General features: G+C 70.3%; 6 protein-coding genes. All 6 read left to right on the forward strand.

Going from position 1 to position 18,671, the window contains the following annotated elements:
- Positions 1–412: 412 nt before the first annotated feature.
- Complete coding sequence (locus QHF89_RS05640) at positions 413–2,464, forward strand: S53 family peptidase (protein WP_284720113.1); 2,052 nt, start codon at positions 413–415, stop codon at positions 2,462–2,464.
- Positions 2,465–2,552: 88 nt separating this feature from the next.
- Positions 2,553–5,762, forward strand: a complete 3,210-nt coding sequence (locus QHF89_RS05645) for a poly-gamma-glutamate biosynthesis protein PgsC/CapC (RefSeq protein WP_136967146.1) — start codon at positions 2,553–2,555, stop codon at positions 5,760–5,762.
- On the forward strand, positions 5,759–8,272 hold the full coding sequence (locus QHF89_RS05650; RefSeq protein ID WP_136928561.1) for a hypothetical protein: 2,514 nt from the start codon (positions 5,759–5,761) through the stop codon (positions 8,270–8,272). Before QHF89_RS05645 ends, QHF89_RS05650 begins: the two co-directional genes overlap by 4 nt.
- Positions 8,269–9,417: a hypothetical protein gene (locus tag QHF89_RS05655; protein WP_136967145.1), complete on the forward strand. Its 1,149-nt coding sequence runs from the start codon at positions 8,269–8,271 to the stop codon at positions 9,415–9,417. The genes QHF89_RS05650 and QHF89_RS05655 overlap by 4 nt, the downstream gene beginning before the upstream one ends.
- Complete coding sequence (locus tag QHF89_RS05660; protein WP_284720114.1) at positions 9,414–14,312, forward strand: hypothetical protein; 4,899 nt, start codon at positions 9,414–9,416, stop codon at positions 14,310–14,312. Before QHF89_RS05655 ends, QHF89_RS05660 begins: the two co-directional genes overlap by 4 nt.
- Positions 14,309–18,670 carry a capsule biosynthesis protein CapB gene (locus QHF89_RS05665; protein WP_284720115.1) on the forward strand — a complete coding sequence of 1,454 codons (4,362 nt, stop codon included), beginning with the start codon at positions 14,309–14,311 and terminating at the stop codon, positions 18,668–18,670. The genes QHF89_RS05660 and QHF89_RS05665 overlap by 4 nt, the downstream gene beginning before the upstream one ends.
- The last annotated feature ends 1 nt before the right edge of the window (position 18,671 follow it).

Here is an 18,671-nt window from a genome sequence, read left to right on the forward strand (position 1 = left end):
GTAACGGGTTCAGCTTGTGCGGCAATTTTCCTGCCACCGGACCGATGCCCGGCAAAGCTCACCCGTCTCGCTGTGGGAACGTCGATCGTTGCACTTTCTCGATCCTGGAAAATCGACCGGCTTGCTCCAGGTTGCCCCCACGGGCTTTCTCGTTGCGGTCTGGAGTCCTCGCCTTCGATGTCTCCAGGCCTCACGCAGCACGGCCTTTATACCTCAAAGTCCTGGTTGCGTGGGCGGAACCGTGGCCCGGTCCTCGATGGTACCAGGCACATCGCCCAGGCGCCCATTTCTCGACGGCGTCCGAATATTGCTTCGTTTCCGGATATTTGAGTAGGGTTCCGCCCGGAACGCGTGCTGCACATCACCCGGAATTGGTGGATTTTTTCCTCGCATGGAGGGAGCATCGCCCACCATGCTGTCCTTGCGATTCCCTTCCTCCACCACAGCGCGGGTGCTCGCGCTGCTCGCCCTTGTCAACGGCACCGCGTTCGCCGCAGCTAGCTGCAGCGGAGGCTCTGGAGAGACGCCTCCCGGCGGCACCGCAGGCTCGACCGCCCAAGGCGGCGCCGGCGGCATCGGCGGTCAGGGCGGCATCGGCGGACAAGGGGGACAAGGCGGCGACGGCGGGCAAGGCGGCGTCGGCGGACAAGGCGGCGTCGGCGGCACGGGTGGCCAGGGCGGTACCGGCGGCGAAGGCGGCGTCGGCGGCATGGGCCCGTCCACCAGCAGCTCGTCGAGCTCGTCCAGCAGTTCGTCCAGCAGCAGCAGCTCGTCGAGTTCGTCCAGCAGCTCGTCCAGCAGCAGCTCGTCCAGCTCGTCGAGCGGCGCAGGCGGCGGTGGTGATCCGGACGCGGGCGAGTTGCCCGACGCGCTCCCCGATTTCACGGACGCCGAGCTCGAGCCCGTGACGAGCATCGACGGCATCCCGAACCCGCTGCCGGGCGTCTACATGGACCTCGGCCCGGCCAACCCGAACGCGGAGTTCCGCTCATTGATCGCCTTCCCGATGCGGGACAAGGCGCTCCTCCAAGAGACGATCTCGCACATCTACGACCCGGGCCACCCGATGTTCCGGGACTACATGACGGCCGACGCGTGGATGGCGCAGCACGCGCCGCCCGCGGCCGATGTGCACCTCGTCAAGCTCTGGCTCGAATCCGAGGGCTTCACGGTGCCGTACGTCGCGACGAACCGCCTGCTCATCGAGTTCCAGGGCAAGGTCTCGAGGTTCAACGAGGTCTTCCAGACGACGCTGCACGTCTTCGAGCGCGAGAACCCGCAGCAAGGCAACCCGCCGATCGACGTGTACGGCACGCTCGAGCCGCTCAAGGTGCCGCTCTGGGTGGCGCAGCGGATCGGCGGCGTGATCACCGCTGATTTCGCGGCCGACAAGACCCCGCTCACGCCCGAGGGCGGCGGCATCATGGTGCAGCCGCAGAGCGTGCCGACAAACCGGCAGTCGCCCGCGAAGATCGCCAAGGCCTACGGCGTCGATCAGCTCTACGGCATGGGCTACCGCGGCCAGGGCGTGAAGCTCGGCGTCACGGTCGGCGCGATGTTCCGGTACAAGGATTTGCAGTCGTTCTGGCAGTCCTTCGCGATCATCCGCGACGATCCGGTGGTCACGTACACGATGGAGCCGCCCTCGACGCGGTACATCGAGACGACGCTCGACATCGAGTGGGCCGGCGCGATCGCGCCGGGGGCGACGCTGATGGTCTACGCAGGCCACGACGCGCGCAACACGTCGATGGTCTACACGTTCAACGAGGCGATCGGCCGCAACGAGGTCTCGATCATCACCGACTCGTTCGCGCACCGCGAAGACTCCGAGCCGGCGCCCGTGCGCATCCAGTACCACGACTCGGCGATGCAAGCGGCGGCGCTCGGCATCACGGTCATGGCCGCGACGGGCGACTCGGCGCAGGCCGATACGCCCTCGGTGAGCCCATACGTCACGGCCGTCGGCGGCACGCGGCTCTTCTGGAACGCGAACGGAACGTTGCAGCAGGAGACGAACTGGTACGCCTCGGGCTGCGGCGACTCGCTCTCGTTCCTCATGCCCGACTGGCAAACGCCGTACGTCACGAACGTCGAGATCACCACGCCGCCGCGCCGAGCGACGGCGGACCTCGCGGTCCACGCCTCGCAGTACGCGGGCTATTTCATCTACTACCTCAGCGAGTGGAAGAGCGGCTACGGCGGGACGTCGTTCTCGTCGCCGGTCTTCGGCGGGATCATGGCCGTCGTGAACCACTACCGCGCGGCGAACAACCTGCCGCAGGCCGGATGGTTGAACTCGATCCTGTACTCGAACGCGGCCGTCAAGGCGACGTTCCGCGACATTACCGTGACGGATCCGGACGGCACCACGCCAGCCAACAAACTGCCCAAGACGGGATGGGATTATCCGACGGGATGGGGCGCGCCGAACGCGATGGGGCTCGCGCTCACCCTCCCCTGATCCAGGATCATGCGTTAACTCGACAGCGCGGCCCGGCCGGCGCGAAGATCATCGTTCCTTCGCGCCGTAGCTCCCAAGCCGCGAGTCCATGCTGGCCTCTCTCGCCGTCCTCCCGCCCAACGGTCTCGATCGAAGCCTGCACGTCGCCGTGCTCATCGGCCTCGTGATCGGGACGGTGTTGACCGAGCTCTTCGGCTGGACCTACGCGGGCCTCGTCGTCCCCGGCTACCTCGCGACGATCTTCATCGCCGCGCCCGCAACCGCGATCTTCATCGTGATCGAGTCGGTCGTGACGTACTGGCTCGTCGCGGGCGTGGGGCGATGGGTGACGCACCTCGGCGCGTGGTCGGCGGCGTTCGGACGCGAGCGCTTCTACCTGTTCATCGTCGGCGCGGTGCTCGTGCGGCTGCTCTTCGAGGGCGTGATCGTGCCGCGCATCGAAGCGCAATACGGCTTCGCACACTCGCGCGAGCTCTACAGCGTGGGGCTCGTGCTCGTGCCGCTCGTGTCGAACACGTTCTGGAACGCAGGCATCATCAAGGCGTTCCCGCGCGTCGGGTTCGTCACGGTACTGACCTGGATCTTGCTCGTCTTGCTCCTGCGCACGACGAACCTCTCGGTCTCGCGCTTCCAGGTCATCAACGAGAGCCTCTCGATCAAGTTCCTCGAGTCGCCGAAGGCGCAGATCATCCTCGTCATCGGCGCGCTGCTCGGCGCGCGGAACAACGTCCGGTACGGCTGGGACTACAACGGCATCCTCGTGCCGGGGCTGCTCGCGGTCGCGTGCTACGAGCCGCTGAAGCTCGTCACGACGACGGTCGAAGCGCTGCTCGTGTACGGCGCATCGAAGTTCTTGATGAGCGTCCCGCCCTTCTCGCGCATGCTCATCGTCGGCCCGCGGCGCATGCTCATGTGCTACATCACGGGCTTCTTCGTGAAGGTCATCCTCGGGTTCGTCCTGGCCTACTTTTGGCCGGGTGTGCCGATGATCGACTACTTCGGATTCGGCTATCTCTTGCCGAGTCTCCTGGCGGTGAAGATGTGGAACAAGGACCACATCGGCATCGTCGTCATGCCGACGCTGCAGGTGTCGATCACCGCGTTCCTCGTGGGCAACGGGATCGGCTACGGGCTCATGAAGGCCGAGGGGCTGCTCGTGCCGCGCGCCGCGATCTCGGAGATCGCGATGATCTCGGGCGACGCGAGCGTGCCGTACGAGCTCACGCTAGGCGACACCGGACCGAGGCCGAGGCCCGCGGCGGAGCGATCGGCGGGGATCGCGGCGGTGGAGGTCGCGCTCGAGGTCGCGACCGAGGTCGACGGTTTCACGGTCACACGCGGCGGAGAGGAAGTCTCGCCGCGGACGCTGACGGCCGCGAAGACCGCGGGCCTCTTGGTGATGCGCGAGGAGAAGGGCGGCTGGGTGGTGGCGCGGCCGCACGCGGCGGAGCTCGACCCGGACGACGTGACGCCGGCGCCGCGCTTCGCGGTGCGGCCGAAGTCGACGCCGGGGCTCGTCGCGCGTCGAGGAGGGTTTCTCGTGCTCGCCTCGCCCGAGGGGCCGGGCTCCGCGCTGCCCGCGCTCGCGCACGCGGCGGCGGAGGCGCTCGGGGCGCGGGCGATCGTGCTGCTGTCGCGGCACGAGGGACAACGGGCGCTCGACGAGGCGTTTGCGGCGGAGCTCGGAAAGCGGCTCGGGCTGGATCAGATGCTCGTGGTCGAGGCGGGCGGGGACGCGGCGCCGGGCGTGAGCGCGGTCGGCTCGGTGCCCGAGGGCTTCGACGTGATGGCGCTCGGGCGCATGCTCGGCGCGGACGTGACGTTGTCGTGGAGGGCGCCGATCCAGGGCGCGTCGCAGCGGCCGTGGTCGAACGCGCCGACGCTGCGCGTGCCGCTCTCGCTCGCGGAGGAGGTCGGGGGATCGCTGCTCGGCGCGCGCGAGGTCGAGGTGTGGTCGGGCGGGCTGCGGCAGGAGCTCGTAGGCCGGGTCGTCGCGCTGACGTCGGTGGGGACGGCAGGGTATCGCGGGCCGACGATCGAGGAGCTGCGCCTCTTCGACGCGACGCTCGCGCGCCGGATGACGCACGCGGACATGGAGCCTCGGTGGACGGCGTGGGAGCGCGCGGTGGCGGCGCGGCTCGGCTACGCGATCGTGCGGGTGCATCGGCCCGACGGTGAGATCGAGGCGTGGGGGCTCGTCGAGGACGAGGCGGGCGGGCGGCGCGGGAACGCGAGCCTGTTCGTGAAGGTCGAGAAGCAGGAAGAGGTGATCGCGCCGGGGGAGATCCTCGTCGAGGTGCCGGCGCCGCGCTGGGAGATCGGGACGTTCGGCGCAGGTTTGTCGCTGTACGACGCGCTCGGGGCGCGCGGGCTCTTGATCGCGGGCGCGCTGCCGGGCGCCGATCCGCGCGGGCTCGCGGACCCGCGGCGCCGGGTGTCGCGCCGATCGTTCTTCCAGCGCCTGCACGAGGTCTGGCTCGGCGAGGGCAAGAGCGGCATCAGCATGCAGGGCATCGCGCCGGAGCGGGACTACACGGGCGATCTCGTGGTTTCGTTCGGGCGTGAAGTGATCCGGCGCGAGCAGGTGCCCGCGTGGGCGCGGCCGATGGTGGAGGTGTTCGGCGACCTCGGTCTGCGCGTGGGGATGTTCGACGGGGCGCGCGAGCACGCGCCGTACAACGGATCCGCAGACCTCTCGATGAGCTACGCGCGCAAGTTCGCCGATGGTCGCTTCGCGCTCGTGTACATGTCGGGCGAGTTGCGATCGGCGATGTCCGCGGTCGAGGGCGACGGCATCCTCACGCCGCGGCTCGGGCGGCTCGGCGTGGATCTCGGCTCGGAGGACGTGGCGTCGCGCGCGTTCGAGCTCATCGCGTGCAAGGTGCAGGCGCCGACGCCGAAGAGCACGACGAAGAAGACGGAGGCGAAGAAGAAGGGCGCAGACGACACGGCCCCGGCGGAGGCCCCAAAGGCGCGTTGCCCGAGCTTCACGGCGGAGGCGGCGAGCCGGTGCAACGTGGATGCGCGGCTCGAAAGCTTCGAGCTTTACCTCGATCAGAACAATCCGTTCGATCTGCGCGCGGCGATCAAGGACGATCGGGCGTGCCACGTCGAGGTGGTCCGGGATGCAGTGTCTCGGCGGATCTGGGCGATCGTCGCGGAGCCGGGGCAGGTCGTGCTGGTCCCGCTCGGCACGTCGCGGGTGCCGCGCGCGCCGAAGCCGCTCACCTCGATCGTCCGTGTGAGGCGCGCGGTCGCGACGGGCCTGACCAGCATCCGGGTGACGGAGAGCCCGTGATCATCCGATGGTTCATCGTCGCGTTCCTCTTCTTCGGCTGGGCGGCCCTGCTCTGGCCGCTCACCTCGCCGCCGCCCGCGTCCCACCTCGCGCTGCCGGCGATGGACGAGATCCTCGCCTACCGCGTCGACCCGGAAAAACCCGTCGCCGTGAAGGTGCCCGCGTCGATCGACGCGGTCGTGGTCTCGACCTGGGCCCTCGTGCCCCGCGTGACCGTTTGTGATCCAAAGGCGAGATTTTCGTACGGATTCGAAACGACGTTCGTCGACGAGCACGGCAAGGACGTCCAGACGCACCGGTTCGAGCTGGAGAGCCGGCTCTCCTGCGACGACAAGGACGGCGCCACGGCGGGCGAGTACGCCGCGCGGGTCGCGCAGGGCGACGAGTGGGTGCTCGATCCACGGACGACCACGATCACCACCGCGGAACTCTTGCCGCACGGCGGCGTGATGCGGATGCGGGGGCTGCCGATCTCGGTGAAGGACGTGCTCTCGCGCGTGGAAGGTAGGTACCGGCGCGGATCGTACGAGCGCACGTTCTACGAGATGAGCCTCGACGACGAGGACCGATCACGCGTCGTGTCAGACATGACCTCGCTCGGCTTCGAGGACCTCCCGGAGACGGCGCGATCCCGCGCGCTCTCCGGCTGGGATCGGCGCCTCGACGCGGCGGGGCTCGAAGGCAAGGACTACTCGCTCCGGCGGCTCTTGCTCCGCAACTACCGCACGCCCTTCCCGGCGGCCGCGGGCACGGTGCCGGGGTACACCGTGGGCGAGCGGCACGCGGCGGCGATCAACGTGATGGGTCCCGTCGAGCTGGACGTACTCGCGCCGCCGGGGCGACCCGTGACGATCAGCGAGGGCGGCGGCGGCGGCGCGCGGATGCTCACGGTGCCCGAGGACGGCGTCTTCCACGTGTCGTCGTCACGCCTCAATCCGCGCACGTTCGTGGTCGAGGGCAAGGGCGACGATTTCCTCGTGCGGTTCGTCCTTCCGAAACCGTACGAGCGCGCGCAGATCGGGGATCTCATCGCGCTGCCGTTCGAGGGCGATCGGCTGGAGATCCGGCCCGACGTGCGCGTCGTGAAGTACGTGAAGCTCGATCCGGAGCGGCCGGTCCTCGCGCGCGTGGCGCCGGAGCAGCCGTACCTCGGCCTCCTGCTCCGCGCGGAGCTGCCCGAAGCGGGCGCGCCCGACTCGATGGCCGGCACAGTCGTCGCGCGTTGGGGCCCCGGCCCGAACGAGCGCGCCGAGCTCCGCCAGATCTTGCCGCGCTCGCGGTTCGAGCGCTGGGGCCGGCCGCGGGATCAAGCCGCGGAGGGCGCGATCGCCGCAGGGAACGACAAGACCGAGGCCGACGCGACCGATCCACGCCGCGCGATCCTGCGCATCCCGAAGGGCGCCACGAAGATCGAGATCCTCGGCGACGCGCACATGCGCGTGCACCTGCGCGTGCTCGATCCCGGCGTGCCCGAGGACATCCTGCGCGTGCCTTACCGCGTCCAGCTCGCGGAGGACGAGATCTGGCGGTACGCGCCGTTCGACGTGCGCACCTGGACGCCCATCCGCGCCGAGAACCAGAACGAGCTCGAGCGCCAGGGCCGCATCGCCGACCTCTACGAGCAGGTGCGCATCGAGCTCCGGGGAAAGCCTTCGCCGAGCGAGGCCGGCCAGAAGCCCGAGCGCACGCTCGTCCCGGATCAAGCGCCCGTCCGACGCCGCTTCCTCGCGCCGTACGAGATCGCCGCGAAGGAGCTCTTGCCAAACGATGGCTGGACGCCGCTCGATCTGGACAACCCGCTCAAGCTCGGGATCGGCTACGCGGGCGAGCGCGGTGGGCGGCTGAAGGTGCTCTACCGGGCGCACCCGTCACGGCTCGGGAAGATGGCCGAGCTCTGGATCGACGGACAAAACATGGTCGAGCAGCCGATCGCGTCGCTCTCGGGCGTGCTCCGGGCGAGCCTCAAGGCCGGCATCCACGACATCCAGGTGAAGGGGCTCGGCGACGGGCTCGCGTACGCGGACGCGGCGCCGTGGGAGGGCGGGGCGATCATGCGCCGGCGCGACGTCTTCGAGTTGCCCGCGCGCGAGCCGCTCTCGTTCACGTTCCGGCAACGAGCGGGCGAGTCGCTCACGCTCGTGCTCTTCGTGATCAGCGAGGCGTCGACGCGCCCGTTCAAGATCCGCTACAGCATCGACGGGGGCAAACCCGTGCGGCAGAAGGGCGCGTTTTTCCGGTCGATCACGACGGGCAGCGGCGAGCTCTCGGGGCGCACGGGCGACGCGGGGATGGGCTTGCTCTGGGAGGCGCGGCGCACGGCGAAGGATGCGCGCAAAAACCTGGATGGGCTCGCCAAGGTGAAGATCCCGATCGGCGACGACCTCGAGCCCGGCCTCCGGACGATCAAGATCGAGAGCGTCGATCGCGTGTGGATAGGTGCGGTGCTCGTCGGCCAGGCGCCGCTGCCGGGAGACCTCGAGCCGAGGCTTTGGTCGGAGGACGATCTGTGAAAAAAGCGCGATGGGCAGGGCTTTTCGCGACGACGTTGCTCTTCGGCTGCGGGGCGCCGTCCTGCCCGAAGAGTCCACCCCCCGCGCCGGCCGCTTGTCCCCCCTCGGAGGCCGGCGCCATGATGCCCGAGGTGGACGAAGGAGCGACGAAGGCGCTCGAAGAGCGGATCGCCAAGCTGCGGAAGGGCGGTCGCCGCACCGTGACGTACAAGGCGCCGACGAACGAGGAGGAGCGCGCGTACGCCGCCTGGGTGCGCGACGCGCTCGTCGCCGCGACCGAACGCAAAGAGCCGCCGAAGAAGGCGCCCGAGGGGTTCTCGTTGCGGGTGCTCGGCGATGTGTGGCTGCTCGAAGAGGCGCGAAAAAAGAAGCGCGGCGCGGGCGTGGTCGTGATGCGCACCGGGCGCGCGAGGCCGATCCTCGTCGAAGCGCCGCACTCGTTCTACGACGCAGGCACGCTACCGATCGCGCTCTCCGTGTTCGATGCACAGGCGGCGCGGGTGCTTCTCATCAACACGGTGCACCGCTACATCGACAAACCCGCGGACGCCGCGAAGGACGGCGGGACGAAGGACGAGAAGGCCGCAACCAAGGACAAGGACACCGACGCGGACGAGGTCGACGAGAAGGACGACGACAAGGACGATGACAAGGGCGCAGCCGTGGAGGAGCCGGCCGGGGTCGATCGCGACGAGGCGGATGATCCGAACGCGGCGGCGCCGGTCGTCGCATCGGACGTCGCCCACACGGAGCACTCGTTCTTTCATGCGGCCCATCGCGAGCTCGTCGCGCTCATGCACGGCGCGGTCACCGTGCAGATCCACGGCTTCCGCGACGACAAGTCCGAAGGCACGGGCATCATCGTGAGCGCCGCGAAATCCAACGCCGACGCCGCAGCCCTCGCCGCGCGCCTCGGGCCCGCTGTCGCCGACACCCGCGTCAAGGTCTACCCGACCGACGTCTCGATCCTCGGCGGCACCATCAACCAGCAGGCGCGCACCTGCCGCGAGCTCGGCGCGCCGTTCTTTCACGTCGAGATCGCGCGCACCGTTCGCGACGCGCTCGGCTCCGACAAGCAGAAGCGCGCGCGCTTCGCCGCCGCGCTCGATCCGATCTTCGCTCCTCCGAAGCCCCCGAGCCCATGAACGTTCGGTCTGCCCTCGCCGCGGCCCTCGGGCTCGTCCTCGGCCTCGCTCCCGCGGGAGCACGCGCCGATGCGAGCCTCGATCCGCCCGGCTGGGTCGCGCCGACCCGCGCCCGTGTCGCGCCCTTCTCGCTCGACACCCCCACGCAGGGCAGCGCCGTCGAGGTCGATCCGAGCGTGCCGATCTCCCTCGCGAAGGGCTTGGTCCTGCTCCTGCCCATCGAGCCCGGGGATCGCGTCCGCCTCGACGGACCCGTCACCGCCGTCGGCCTCGGCACCGGCGTGCGCGACGTGCCCGACGCGGTCACGTGGCTCCCGCTGTCCACGCTCGGGGGCTCCGCTCCGACAAGTGGAGCTGCGCCCCCGAACCCCCCACCGACCACCGCCCCGACATCCGCCAAAAACCACGAATCCCGCGTCGTCGACGTCCCCATGTGGACCGGCGCTCGTTTCCTCGTGGTTCGGTCCGACAAACCCACCACGATCACCGCCTCGATGGGCAGCCTCCTCCGCTCCTCGCTCGCCTGGCACAGGCTCGACGAGGACGTCACGCGCTGGCTGCGTGATCCGGCGGCTCCCCGGCCCGAAACCACCATCCCCGAGGCCGCCTCGATCCTCCGCTGGATCTTCGCCGCGAAGAGCGCGCTCGACGCCGCGCCGCCCGACGCCACCCGCAACTGGCTCACCGTCCGCTGGCTCGAAAGCTCCCTCCTCGTTCGCCCCCTCGTCGAGCCGTATTTCGTCCGCCGCCCCGTCGTCCTCGAAGGCGGCCGGGATGCCCGCGAGGCCGCCGATCACCTCACCGCCGAGCCCGACGCCTCCCCGTGGCGCCTCGTCCTCGCCTCCCGCGGCGCGCTCGCCGCCAAGGCGAACAACATCGTCGTCGACGCGCCCGCCTCCGACGTCGTGCGCCTCTCCATCCAGGCCCGCGGCATCGGCGCGGCGCGCGCCCTCGTCCGCGCCGGCGACCTCGTCGTGCGCGAGCTCGTGTGGGACGTCGCGACCCGCACCGCCGACGCCCAGCGATGGACCGCGACGCAGAGCATCCGCATCCCCTTGCCCGTCGATACACGTCGCGTCTCGATCGAGGCCCTCGAAGGCGAGATCGCCGTCGCCGCCACCGCTTTCCGCAAGCGCACCGACGTCCTCGACATCGCCCCGCGCGCCCGCGATCGCGAAGCCCGCCTCGATGCCCTCGGCGAAGGCGCGAAGGAGCCCGCGGCCGCGGCCGTCCTCCGCCTCGCCGCCGCCGCCGAACGCACAGGCGCCGCGCATGACGTCGACGCTGTCCTGAAGCGCGTCCAGGCGAGTGACGTCCCTCCGGCCCTCCGCGCCTTCCTCCTCGCCGAAGCCGTCCGCTGGGCCACGAGCCCCGAGCAAGCCCGCGAGGCCGCCGAGCGCGCCTTCGACCTCGCCCGCGCCCTCCCCGCGGGCGCCGCCGGCCCTGCCCTGCGTGCCGCCCTCGAACGGCTCGCCGCGGCCCACGCACACACGCTCCCCCCGCCACGCCCCTGGGAGCGCCCTCTGCCCGAGGCCCCCCACGAGGACGATCGCGCCGCCCTCGACGCCCTCCGCGCTATCCTCTCGCCGCCCCAAGACGGCCGCCGCCCCGCCGCTGCGCCCCTCGCCGAGCGGTACGCCTGGCTCCACGGCGACCTGCCCGGCGCCGCCAACCGCGCGCGCATGACCTGGGTCCGCGAGGCGCCTTGGGACACCCTCGATCCGCCCTCCGGTGCCGTCGTCTGGAACGACATCTCCGTCCCCTTCGACAACGTCGGCAGCACCCGCTGCGCCCTCGTCGGCCCGCGCGGCCTGCGCTGGACCGTCCTCCGCGAAGGCCGCGCCGAAATCGACGTCCTCCCGCCGCCCACGCCCGCGACCCACACCCGCCTCCTCGTCATTTCCGGACAAACCGACCCGGCCCCGGAGACCTCGCTCCTCATCGACAACATCGCCGCCGCCGTGCACACCGGCGCTGGCCTCGGCACCGGCGTCGCCGTCACGCCCGGCCGCCACGCCTTCGAGCGCCCCGCCGGCGCCGTCCCCGTCTTCGCCCGCATCCCGCGCGACGGCGTCGCCCCCTGCGACACCCTCCGCGAGCTCACCCGCTGGATCCGGCTGAACGGCGACGCCACGTTCCGTGTCCCCGACCCGGGCCGCGCCACCGTCGCGCGTGTCGTCGCGCATGTCGCCGAGAGCGGCACCCGCAAGCCGCGCCGCCTCCACGTTCGCGTCGGCGACCGCGTGTACGAGGCCTGGATCGACCACGGCGCGACCGGCGCGATCGAGGTCCCCGTCCCGGCCGACGTCAGCGACATCCGGGTCGAGACCCAGGAAGAGACCCTCCTCCGTGTCTCCGCGCGCCTCCACCGGCAGCGCGCCCCCGAGCCGCGTATCCCCGCCGCTGGTCGCGAGACCGCCCCCGAGGCCATCGCCCTCCTCCTCGCCCGCGTCCGCGACGCCTCCCGCGAGCTCGAAAAAGCTCCGCCGGCCGCGCAGGACGCGCTCCGGAAGCGACGCGCCGAGGCCCTCGAGTCCCTCGGCTACGGCACCCTCGCCGCCCTCGATCGCAAGGACGACATCCCCCTCGAAACCGCCGAGGAGCCCGACACCCAGGCCCCGCCCCAGGCGCTCCAGCTCCCCGCCGGCAGCCCGGCCGTCGTCCCCCTCGGCCTCCTCCCGCGCATCCCGCCCCTTCCCCTGCCGAAGGACCTCGATCCGCTCACCCGCGCCCGCCGCGCCCAGGCCGCCGACGACACCGCCGCCGCCCTCACCGCCCTCACCGACGGTAACGCCCGCGCCTCCACCGACGCCGACGGCCTCATGTACGCCGTCCTCACCGAGCGCACCGGCGCCGGCTGGATCGCCAGCGAGGTCTTCGAGCGCATCGGCCTCGCGCACCGCTCCGGCCCGGCCCTCGCCCGCGCCGCTGCCCTCTCCACCGATCGTGCCGCCGACGAGCAGGACCGCGCCCGCGCCCTGCGCAGCTTCATCCTCGCCCAGCACGCCGTCGAGAACGGCGACCCTGCCTCGCACGCCTTTGCGCGGCTCGCGCCCGCCGTCGGTTGGCTCGCCGTCGCCCGCGCCGACAACGCCGCCGGCACCGGCCTCGTCGACGTCCGTGGAGGCCGCGTCCCGTCCCTCGGCGTCCAGGTCCGCCGCGCCCTGCTCGACGTCCCCGACGACGCCCTCCTCCTCGCCGAAGGCCAGCACGTCGAGCTCCGCGTCCGCCAGAGCAAGCCCACCACCCTCGGCGTCGAGACCCAGTGCCTCGCCCTCGAAGACGACCCGCTCTGCCAGCTCAGCGTCGAGATCGACGGCAAACCCACGCCCTGCGGGGATGCCCCGACGTCTCCCCGCACCGCCTGCACCCTCTCGATCCCGCGCGGCCCGCACCGCGTCGAGATCCGCGCGCCGCGGGGCCGCACCATCATCGGCTCGGCCCGCCTCTCCGGCGCCGGTGGCTTCTCCTTCCAGGCCCGCGTCGTCTCCGAGTGGTTCGAGATCGACCCCGAGCGCCCGCTCGAGCTCGCCTTCGCCGCGCCCACCGTCGTCCGCCTCGAAGCCCGCGGCCCTGCCGGCGAACCTCGCACCCTCACCTGGTCCCTCGACCCGCAGATCCCCCTCCCCGGCACCACCTCCCGCGGCGAGCTCCTCCTCGATCCCACCGCCGATCCGGCCGCGCACCTCGTCGGCGGCGATCGGAACACCCTCGTCCCCCTCGGCCAGCAGCTCGAAAAGCGGATCCCCGTCCTCCCCGACGGCCCGCACACCCTCCACGTCACCTCGCCCGGCGGCCGCGCCCTCGTCCGCGTCCAGCTCGCCGTCCCCATCGGCTTGCCCAAGCCCCGCCGCGCCCCGCCTGTCCCTGGCCTCCGCCCCGCGCCCACCGGCGCCCCCGAGCCGCCCCTCCGCGTCGCGCCCGACATCGTCTCCGACGCCGATCCCGGCAGCCTCCTCACCTCTGTCTACGCCCGCCTCGTCGACCTCGACGTCGGCGACGAGGACAACCTCACCGGCGCGCGCCTCCTCGAAGTCGGCGTCGCCCTCCGCCGCGAGATCGAAACGATCCACGCCTGGACCCAAGGCTCCGTCTTCGCCCGCGCCCGCTTCGGCGCCCCGAGCTTCGGCGTCGCTGGCTCCTTCGACCTCGCCCCGAACGGCTTCATCCCTGGCCTCTTCGTCCGCGGCCGCGTCGTCGCTCAGCCCACCGCTACCTTCGGCCTCGGCGCACGCGCCCTTGCCGGCGTCCTCTGGTCGATCCCCCTCGCCGACTCCGTCTCCCTCGTCCCTTGGGGCGGCGCCGCCCTCGTCCTCACCGACCTCAACCTCGCCGGCCAGGAAGACGCCGACCGCGAAGTCTGGACCCGCTACTCCAGCACCCACCCTGCGTACGGCGTTGTCGGCCTCCGCGCCCTCTTCCGCCCGGCCATCGACGCCCTTGCGAGCGTCGGCCTCTCCACCCGCACCACCCCGGACTTCGCTGGCATCGATCGCGCCGACCTCGAAGCCCAGCTCCACCTCCTCCCCGGCCGCGGCTTCACGCCCTGGCTCACCCTCGGCGCCTTCACGAGTTACCGGCCGGCCGGCTACGACCGCCCCGAGTCCTTCCTCCGCAGCGGCGTCAACGCTCAGCTCACGTTCTGGGCGTGGCTCATGCGCGGCCATCGCCTCAGCGCCGGGGCCGAAGGCCGCGTCTTGCTCGACGTCCCCCGCGAAACCTCGCCCTTCCGGCTCTCCGGCGGTATCTTCGTGGCTTACGACCTCGCGGGCGGCAGGGGCCTTCGTGACTTGCCGCCGCGGGAGGCACCGTTCCGCGCTCGGCTCGAAGAGGGCAGCGGCCGTGTCGACAGACGCCGCACCTCCTCCGACCCGACCTGGGGTACGCCGCCTTGAGATACCCTCTCGCTCCCGCGCTCAAGAAACGTAAATCCCGCCATGCCGACGGGCGGGCCGGCATCGCGGTCGACCTCTTCGAGAGCATCTCGCCCCTCATGGCGAAGCTCCGTGCGCCGATCGTCGAGCGCATCGCCGAGAACATCGCCGCCGAGCTCGGCCCCGGCCCGCATCCCCCGGGCATCCTCATCGCCTCCCTCGTCCGCGCGGCCGACGTCGCCGTCGGCGAGCTCGACCGCCTCAACGGCGAGGGCGCCTCGCTCATGGTCGCCTACCAGGGCGCCGCCACGGACGAGGACAAACGCAAGATCCTCATCGACCACCTCCGTGGCTCGGCCAAGACCCGCCTCGACGCTCGCCGCGACGTCCAGGCCACCAAGCGCTGGCTCGACATGGAGGCCGTCCAGGAGCGCTTCGCCGCTCGCATCGCCGACCAGGTCGACACCGTCGAGGTCGCCTACGAAGCGACGATCACGAAGGCCAAATCCCTCACCGACGGGGATGCCTTCCGCCTCCTCTCCGGCGGCGGCGTCCTCGAATTCGCCATGTCCCACGCCTCGACCGGACGCCCGCAGCCCGTCCGTGTCGCGGCCTTGCGTGTCCTCGCCGCCCTCCTCGCGCGCCTCAGCCCCTCGCAGCGCCTTGGCCGCTTCGGCGTCGAGCGGGCCCGCCAGGTCCTCGCGTGGGCCCGCGGCGTCGACGCCATGCGCTGGGCGCAGGTCGCGGCCCTCGAAATCGCCTCCCTCGTTTTCCCCGACGGCATTCGTGGCGTCATCTCCGAGCGCCTCCGCATTCGCTCCGGCAAGGACGGCACCATCATTCGCCGCAACTCCTTGCGCATCCTCGGCACCCTCGCCGACGACCGCTCCCGCCTCGAGACCGGCCTCATCGCCAAGGACGACCCGAGCGAGCACGTCCGCCAGGAGCTCGCGCGCTTCCTCGGACAAACCCGCTACGAAGGCGGCCTCGAACAGCTCGTCAAGATCATCACCGAGGACAAATCGCCTCGCGTCCGCGGCCTCGGCATTCGTGTCCTCACGAAGCGCGCCGGCGGCTTTGCGTGCGAGGGTCCCCGCGCCGGCAACGAGCCTCCGATCGAAGATGGCGACCCAGCCGCGGCCGAGGCGCTCCTCGGCGTCATCCAGCGGGCCTTCACGAAACCCGAAGATTCGCTCCCGGTGCGCGTCTCGCTCGAATCCGTCAAGCTCGTCGCGGCCGGCACCACGCCCATCCTCCGCCCGGGGCATTTCGTCGAGTCCCTCGCCACGCTCGCCAACAACGAAAAGGGCGGCGCCGAGCTCACGGAGGGCGCCGCGGCCACGCTCCGCTGGCTCGAAGTCGCGGCCGAGCCCGAGCTCGTGGCCCTGACGAAGCGCTTCAAGGAAAAACTCGAAAAGATCAAAGAAGGCCGCTCCTCGCGCTTCGTCGTCCCGCCGAACACGCCCACGCGTGACCTCGAACGAGCCCTCGCCGTCGCCGCGCGCGGCGACATGACGGTCTCCCTCCAAAAACTCGGCCCCGGCAAATACATCCTCTGGCGCGGCGAGCCCCGACACTGGCGATTCTGGCGTTTTTGGAACGAGCTCAAAACGCCCATGCCGGACAAACGCAAAGGCTACGCCCATACCCAGGGCCGCGTCTGGCAGGGTGAAATCGTCGTCCCGCCGTACGGCATGGCCGAGGTCACGCCCACCCGCGTCCCCGGCGAGCGCCAGCTCTGCCCCCCCGTCGCCGGCTGGGGCCCGTTTTTGCCGCGCGTCGACGAATTGCTCTCGGTTTGCTCCATCTCGGGCAAACCCCTCCGCATGATCACGCCCGTCGGCACCGTCCTCCTCCGCGGCCCGAACACGCTGAAGGAGCGCATGCGGGCGCGGTGGAAGCTCTCGATCGAATACCCCCAGCTCGCGCTCGTCCGCCAGCGCTCGCTCGGCGCCAGCGAGCCGCGCGAGAAAAAGCTCTTCTGGCAGCAGGCCCAGGAGCTCGGGTTTTCCCTCGACGTCATCGACACCGAGGGCGAGATCGAAAACGCCCGCTTCAACCTCGTCCCGCACCTCCCGCGCAATTTCTACTCCCCGCTCCCCTTCGCGCTCCCGCCGATCGCCGAGCACGTCCTCTCGTTCTTGTTATCGCCCTCGGGCAACACCCCGGCGCACCTCGCGGTCGTCGTGTGGGGCCTCTTCTCGTATCTCATGCTTCGTACGGCGGTCATCATGCGCGGCATCGAGAAGGCGCGCGCCTCGATTCCGCTCTCGATCGGCGGCTGGGGCACGCGCGGCAAATCCGGCTCCGAGCGATTGAAGGCCGCGCTCTTCCACGCCATGCGGTACGACGTCGTCGTGAAGACCACCGGCTGCGAGGCCATGTTCATTCACGCGATGCGGGACCTCCCGGCCGGCGAGATCTTCATCTATCGCCCCTACGACAAGGCCACGATCTGGGAGCAGCGCAACGTCCTCTTCACCGGGAAAAACCTCCATTGCCAGGTCTTTCTCTGGGAGTGCATGGCGCTCCAGCCGCGCTTCGTCGAGACCCTCTGCAACGAATGGATGCAGGACCCGATCACGACGCTGACGAACGCCTACCCCGACCACGAGGACATCCAGGGCCCCGGCGGCGAGGACGTCGCGCGCGTCATCTCCTGCTTTATGCCCCAGGACGGCGTCACCTTCACCTCGGAAGAGCAGATGTTCCCGCTCTTCCTCGACAATGCGCGCCGCAAACGGACGAACCTCGTCCACGTCCAGCCCATCGAGGCCGACCTCATTCCCGTCGACCTCCTCCAGCGCCTCCCTTACCAGGAGCACCCGCGCAACGTCGCCCTCGTCCTCGAGCTCGCCGATTACTTCCAGATCGACCGTGAAAAAGCGCTCGTCGAGATCGCCGACCACGTCATCCTCGACCTCGGCGTCTTGAAGACCTATCCCACGGTCGAATACCGTGGCCGCAAGCTCACGTTCTCCAATGGAATGAGCGCGAACGAGCGCGCCGGCTTCCTCTCGAACTGGACGCGCCTCGCCTACGACAAACACAACCCCGACGAGACACCCGACCGGGCCACCTGCGCCGTCGTCAACAACCGCGCCGACCGCGTCGCCCGCTCCCGCGTCTTCGCGCAGATCTTCGTCGACGACGCCGGCTGCGACCACATCGTCCTCATCAACACGAACCTCGGCGGCATGATGCAGTTCATCACCGAGGCCCTCGACAGTTGGCTCGGCGGCACCCGCATCACCGCCGACGCCGACAAGGAAAAGGCGCTCGTCAAATTCGACGAATACCTCCGCCGCACGGGCACCCGGTCGAGCCTCGAAGCCCTCGAAGAGACGCTCCTCATCATGCTCAAGGCCTTGCCGATGGAGGACGACGACGCGCGCAAGATCGTCGAGGACGCCCGCCCGCTCTTCTCCGCGACCCCCGAGGAGCTCGGCGCCGCGATCGAAAAAGCCTTGTCCGGGAAAACCCCTCCCGAGGGCAAGGACGACATCCGCCCCGACATCGTCGCCCACACGATTCGCTACGCAAAACGCACGAAGATTCGCGACGACGCGAAGAAACGTGTCTCGGGCGCGCTCGACCAGAAAGCGTGGGCCGAGGCCGACGGGATCTTCCGCGCCGCCTACCGCGAGCTCTTCCTCGAACGCGTCTATGTCCTCTGGAACTCCGGATCCACGGGCGACCAGGTCATCGATTTCATGGTCAAGCAGATCCCGCCCGGGATGGACGTGCGCATCATGGGCACGCAGAACATCAAGGGCACGGGCCTCGACTTCGTGTATCGATGGCTCTCGATGGACCGCGTGCGTCTGAACATCGAAAAAATGGAGACCACGCCGAGCGCGCGCGCCGAGGTCCTCACGTTCTTCATGTCGTACAACGACTTCAGCCTGATCGATTGCCGCGAGGCCCTCGACGCGACCCGACGCGCGAAGACCTCCGACGACCCCGACTGGCAACAGCACGCGAATCTGATCAATGCCGCCCTCGAACGCCTGAGCAACCTCGAACGGGACAAGGTCACGAAGCTCCAGGCGACGGGCAAGGCGGGCCTCGGCCAACGTGTCCTCAACAAGGTCGAGCAGCTCTTCGACCACCTCGACTCGGTCCGCCGCACGAACACCGCGCAAACGGTCATGAACGACCTCTTCGCTGCGCGCGTCGGCCACGGCCAGGCCGCCATTCTGCTCCGCGACGTCACGGGCCGCTCGAAGGGCGGCTGGCTCTACAAGGACATCAAGAAATGGTGGGCCAAGCAGGAAGAGCGATTCCCCTGGCTCAAGGGCAAGAGCGAGGAAGAGCAAAAGAAGGACGACAAGAAAGGCGATTCACCGCCGACCGGGGATCCCGCGCCGGCGGGCTGAG

It is taken from the genome of Polyangium sorediatum, assembly GCF_029946465.1.
GTDB classification, from domain to species: domain Bacteria; phylum Myxococcota_A; class Polyangia; order Polyangiales; family Polyangiaceae; genus Polyangium; species Polyangium fumosum.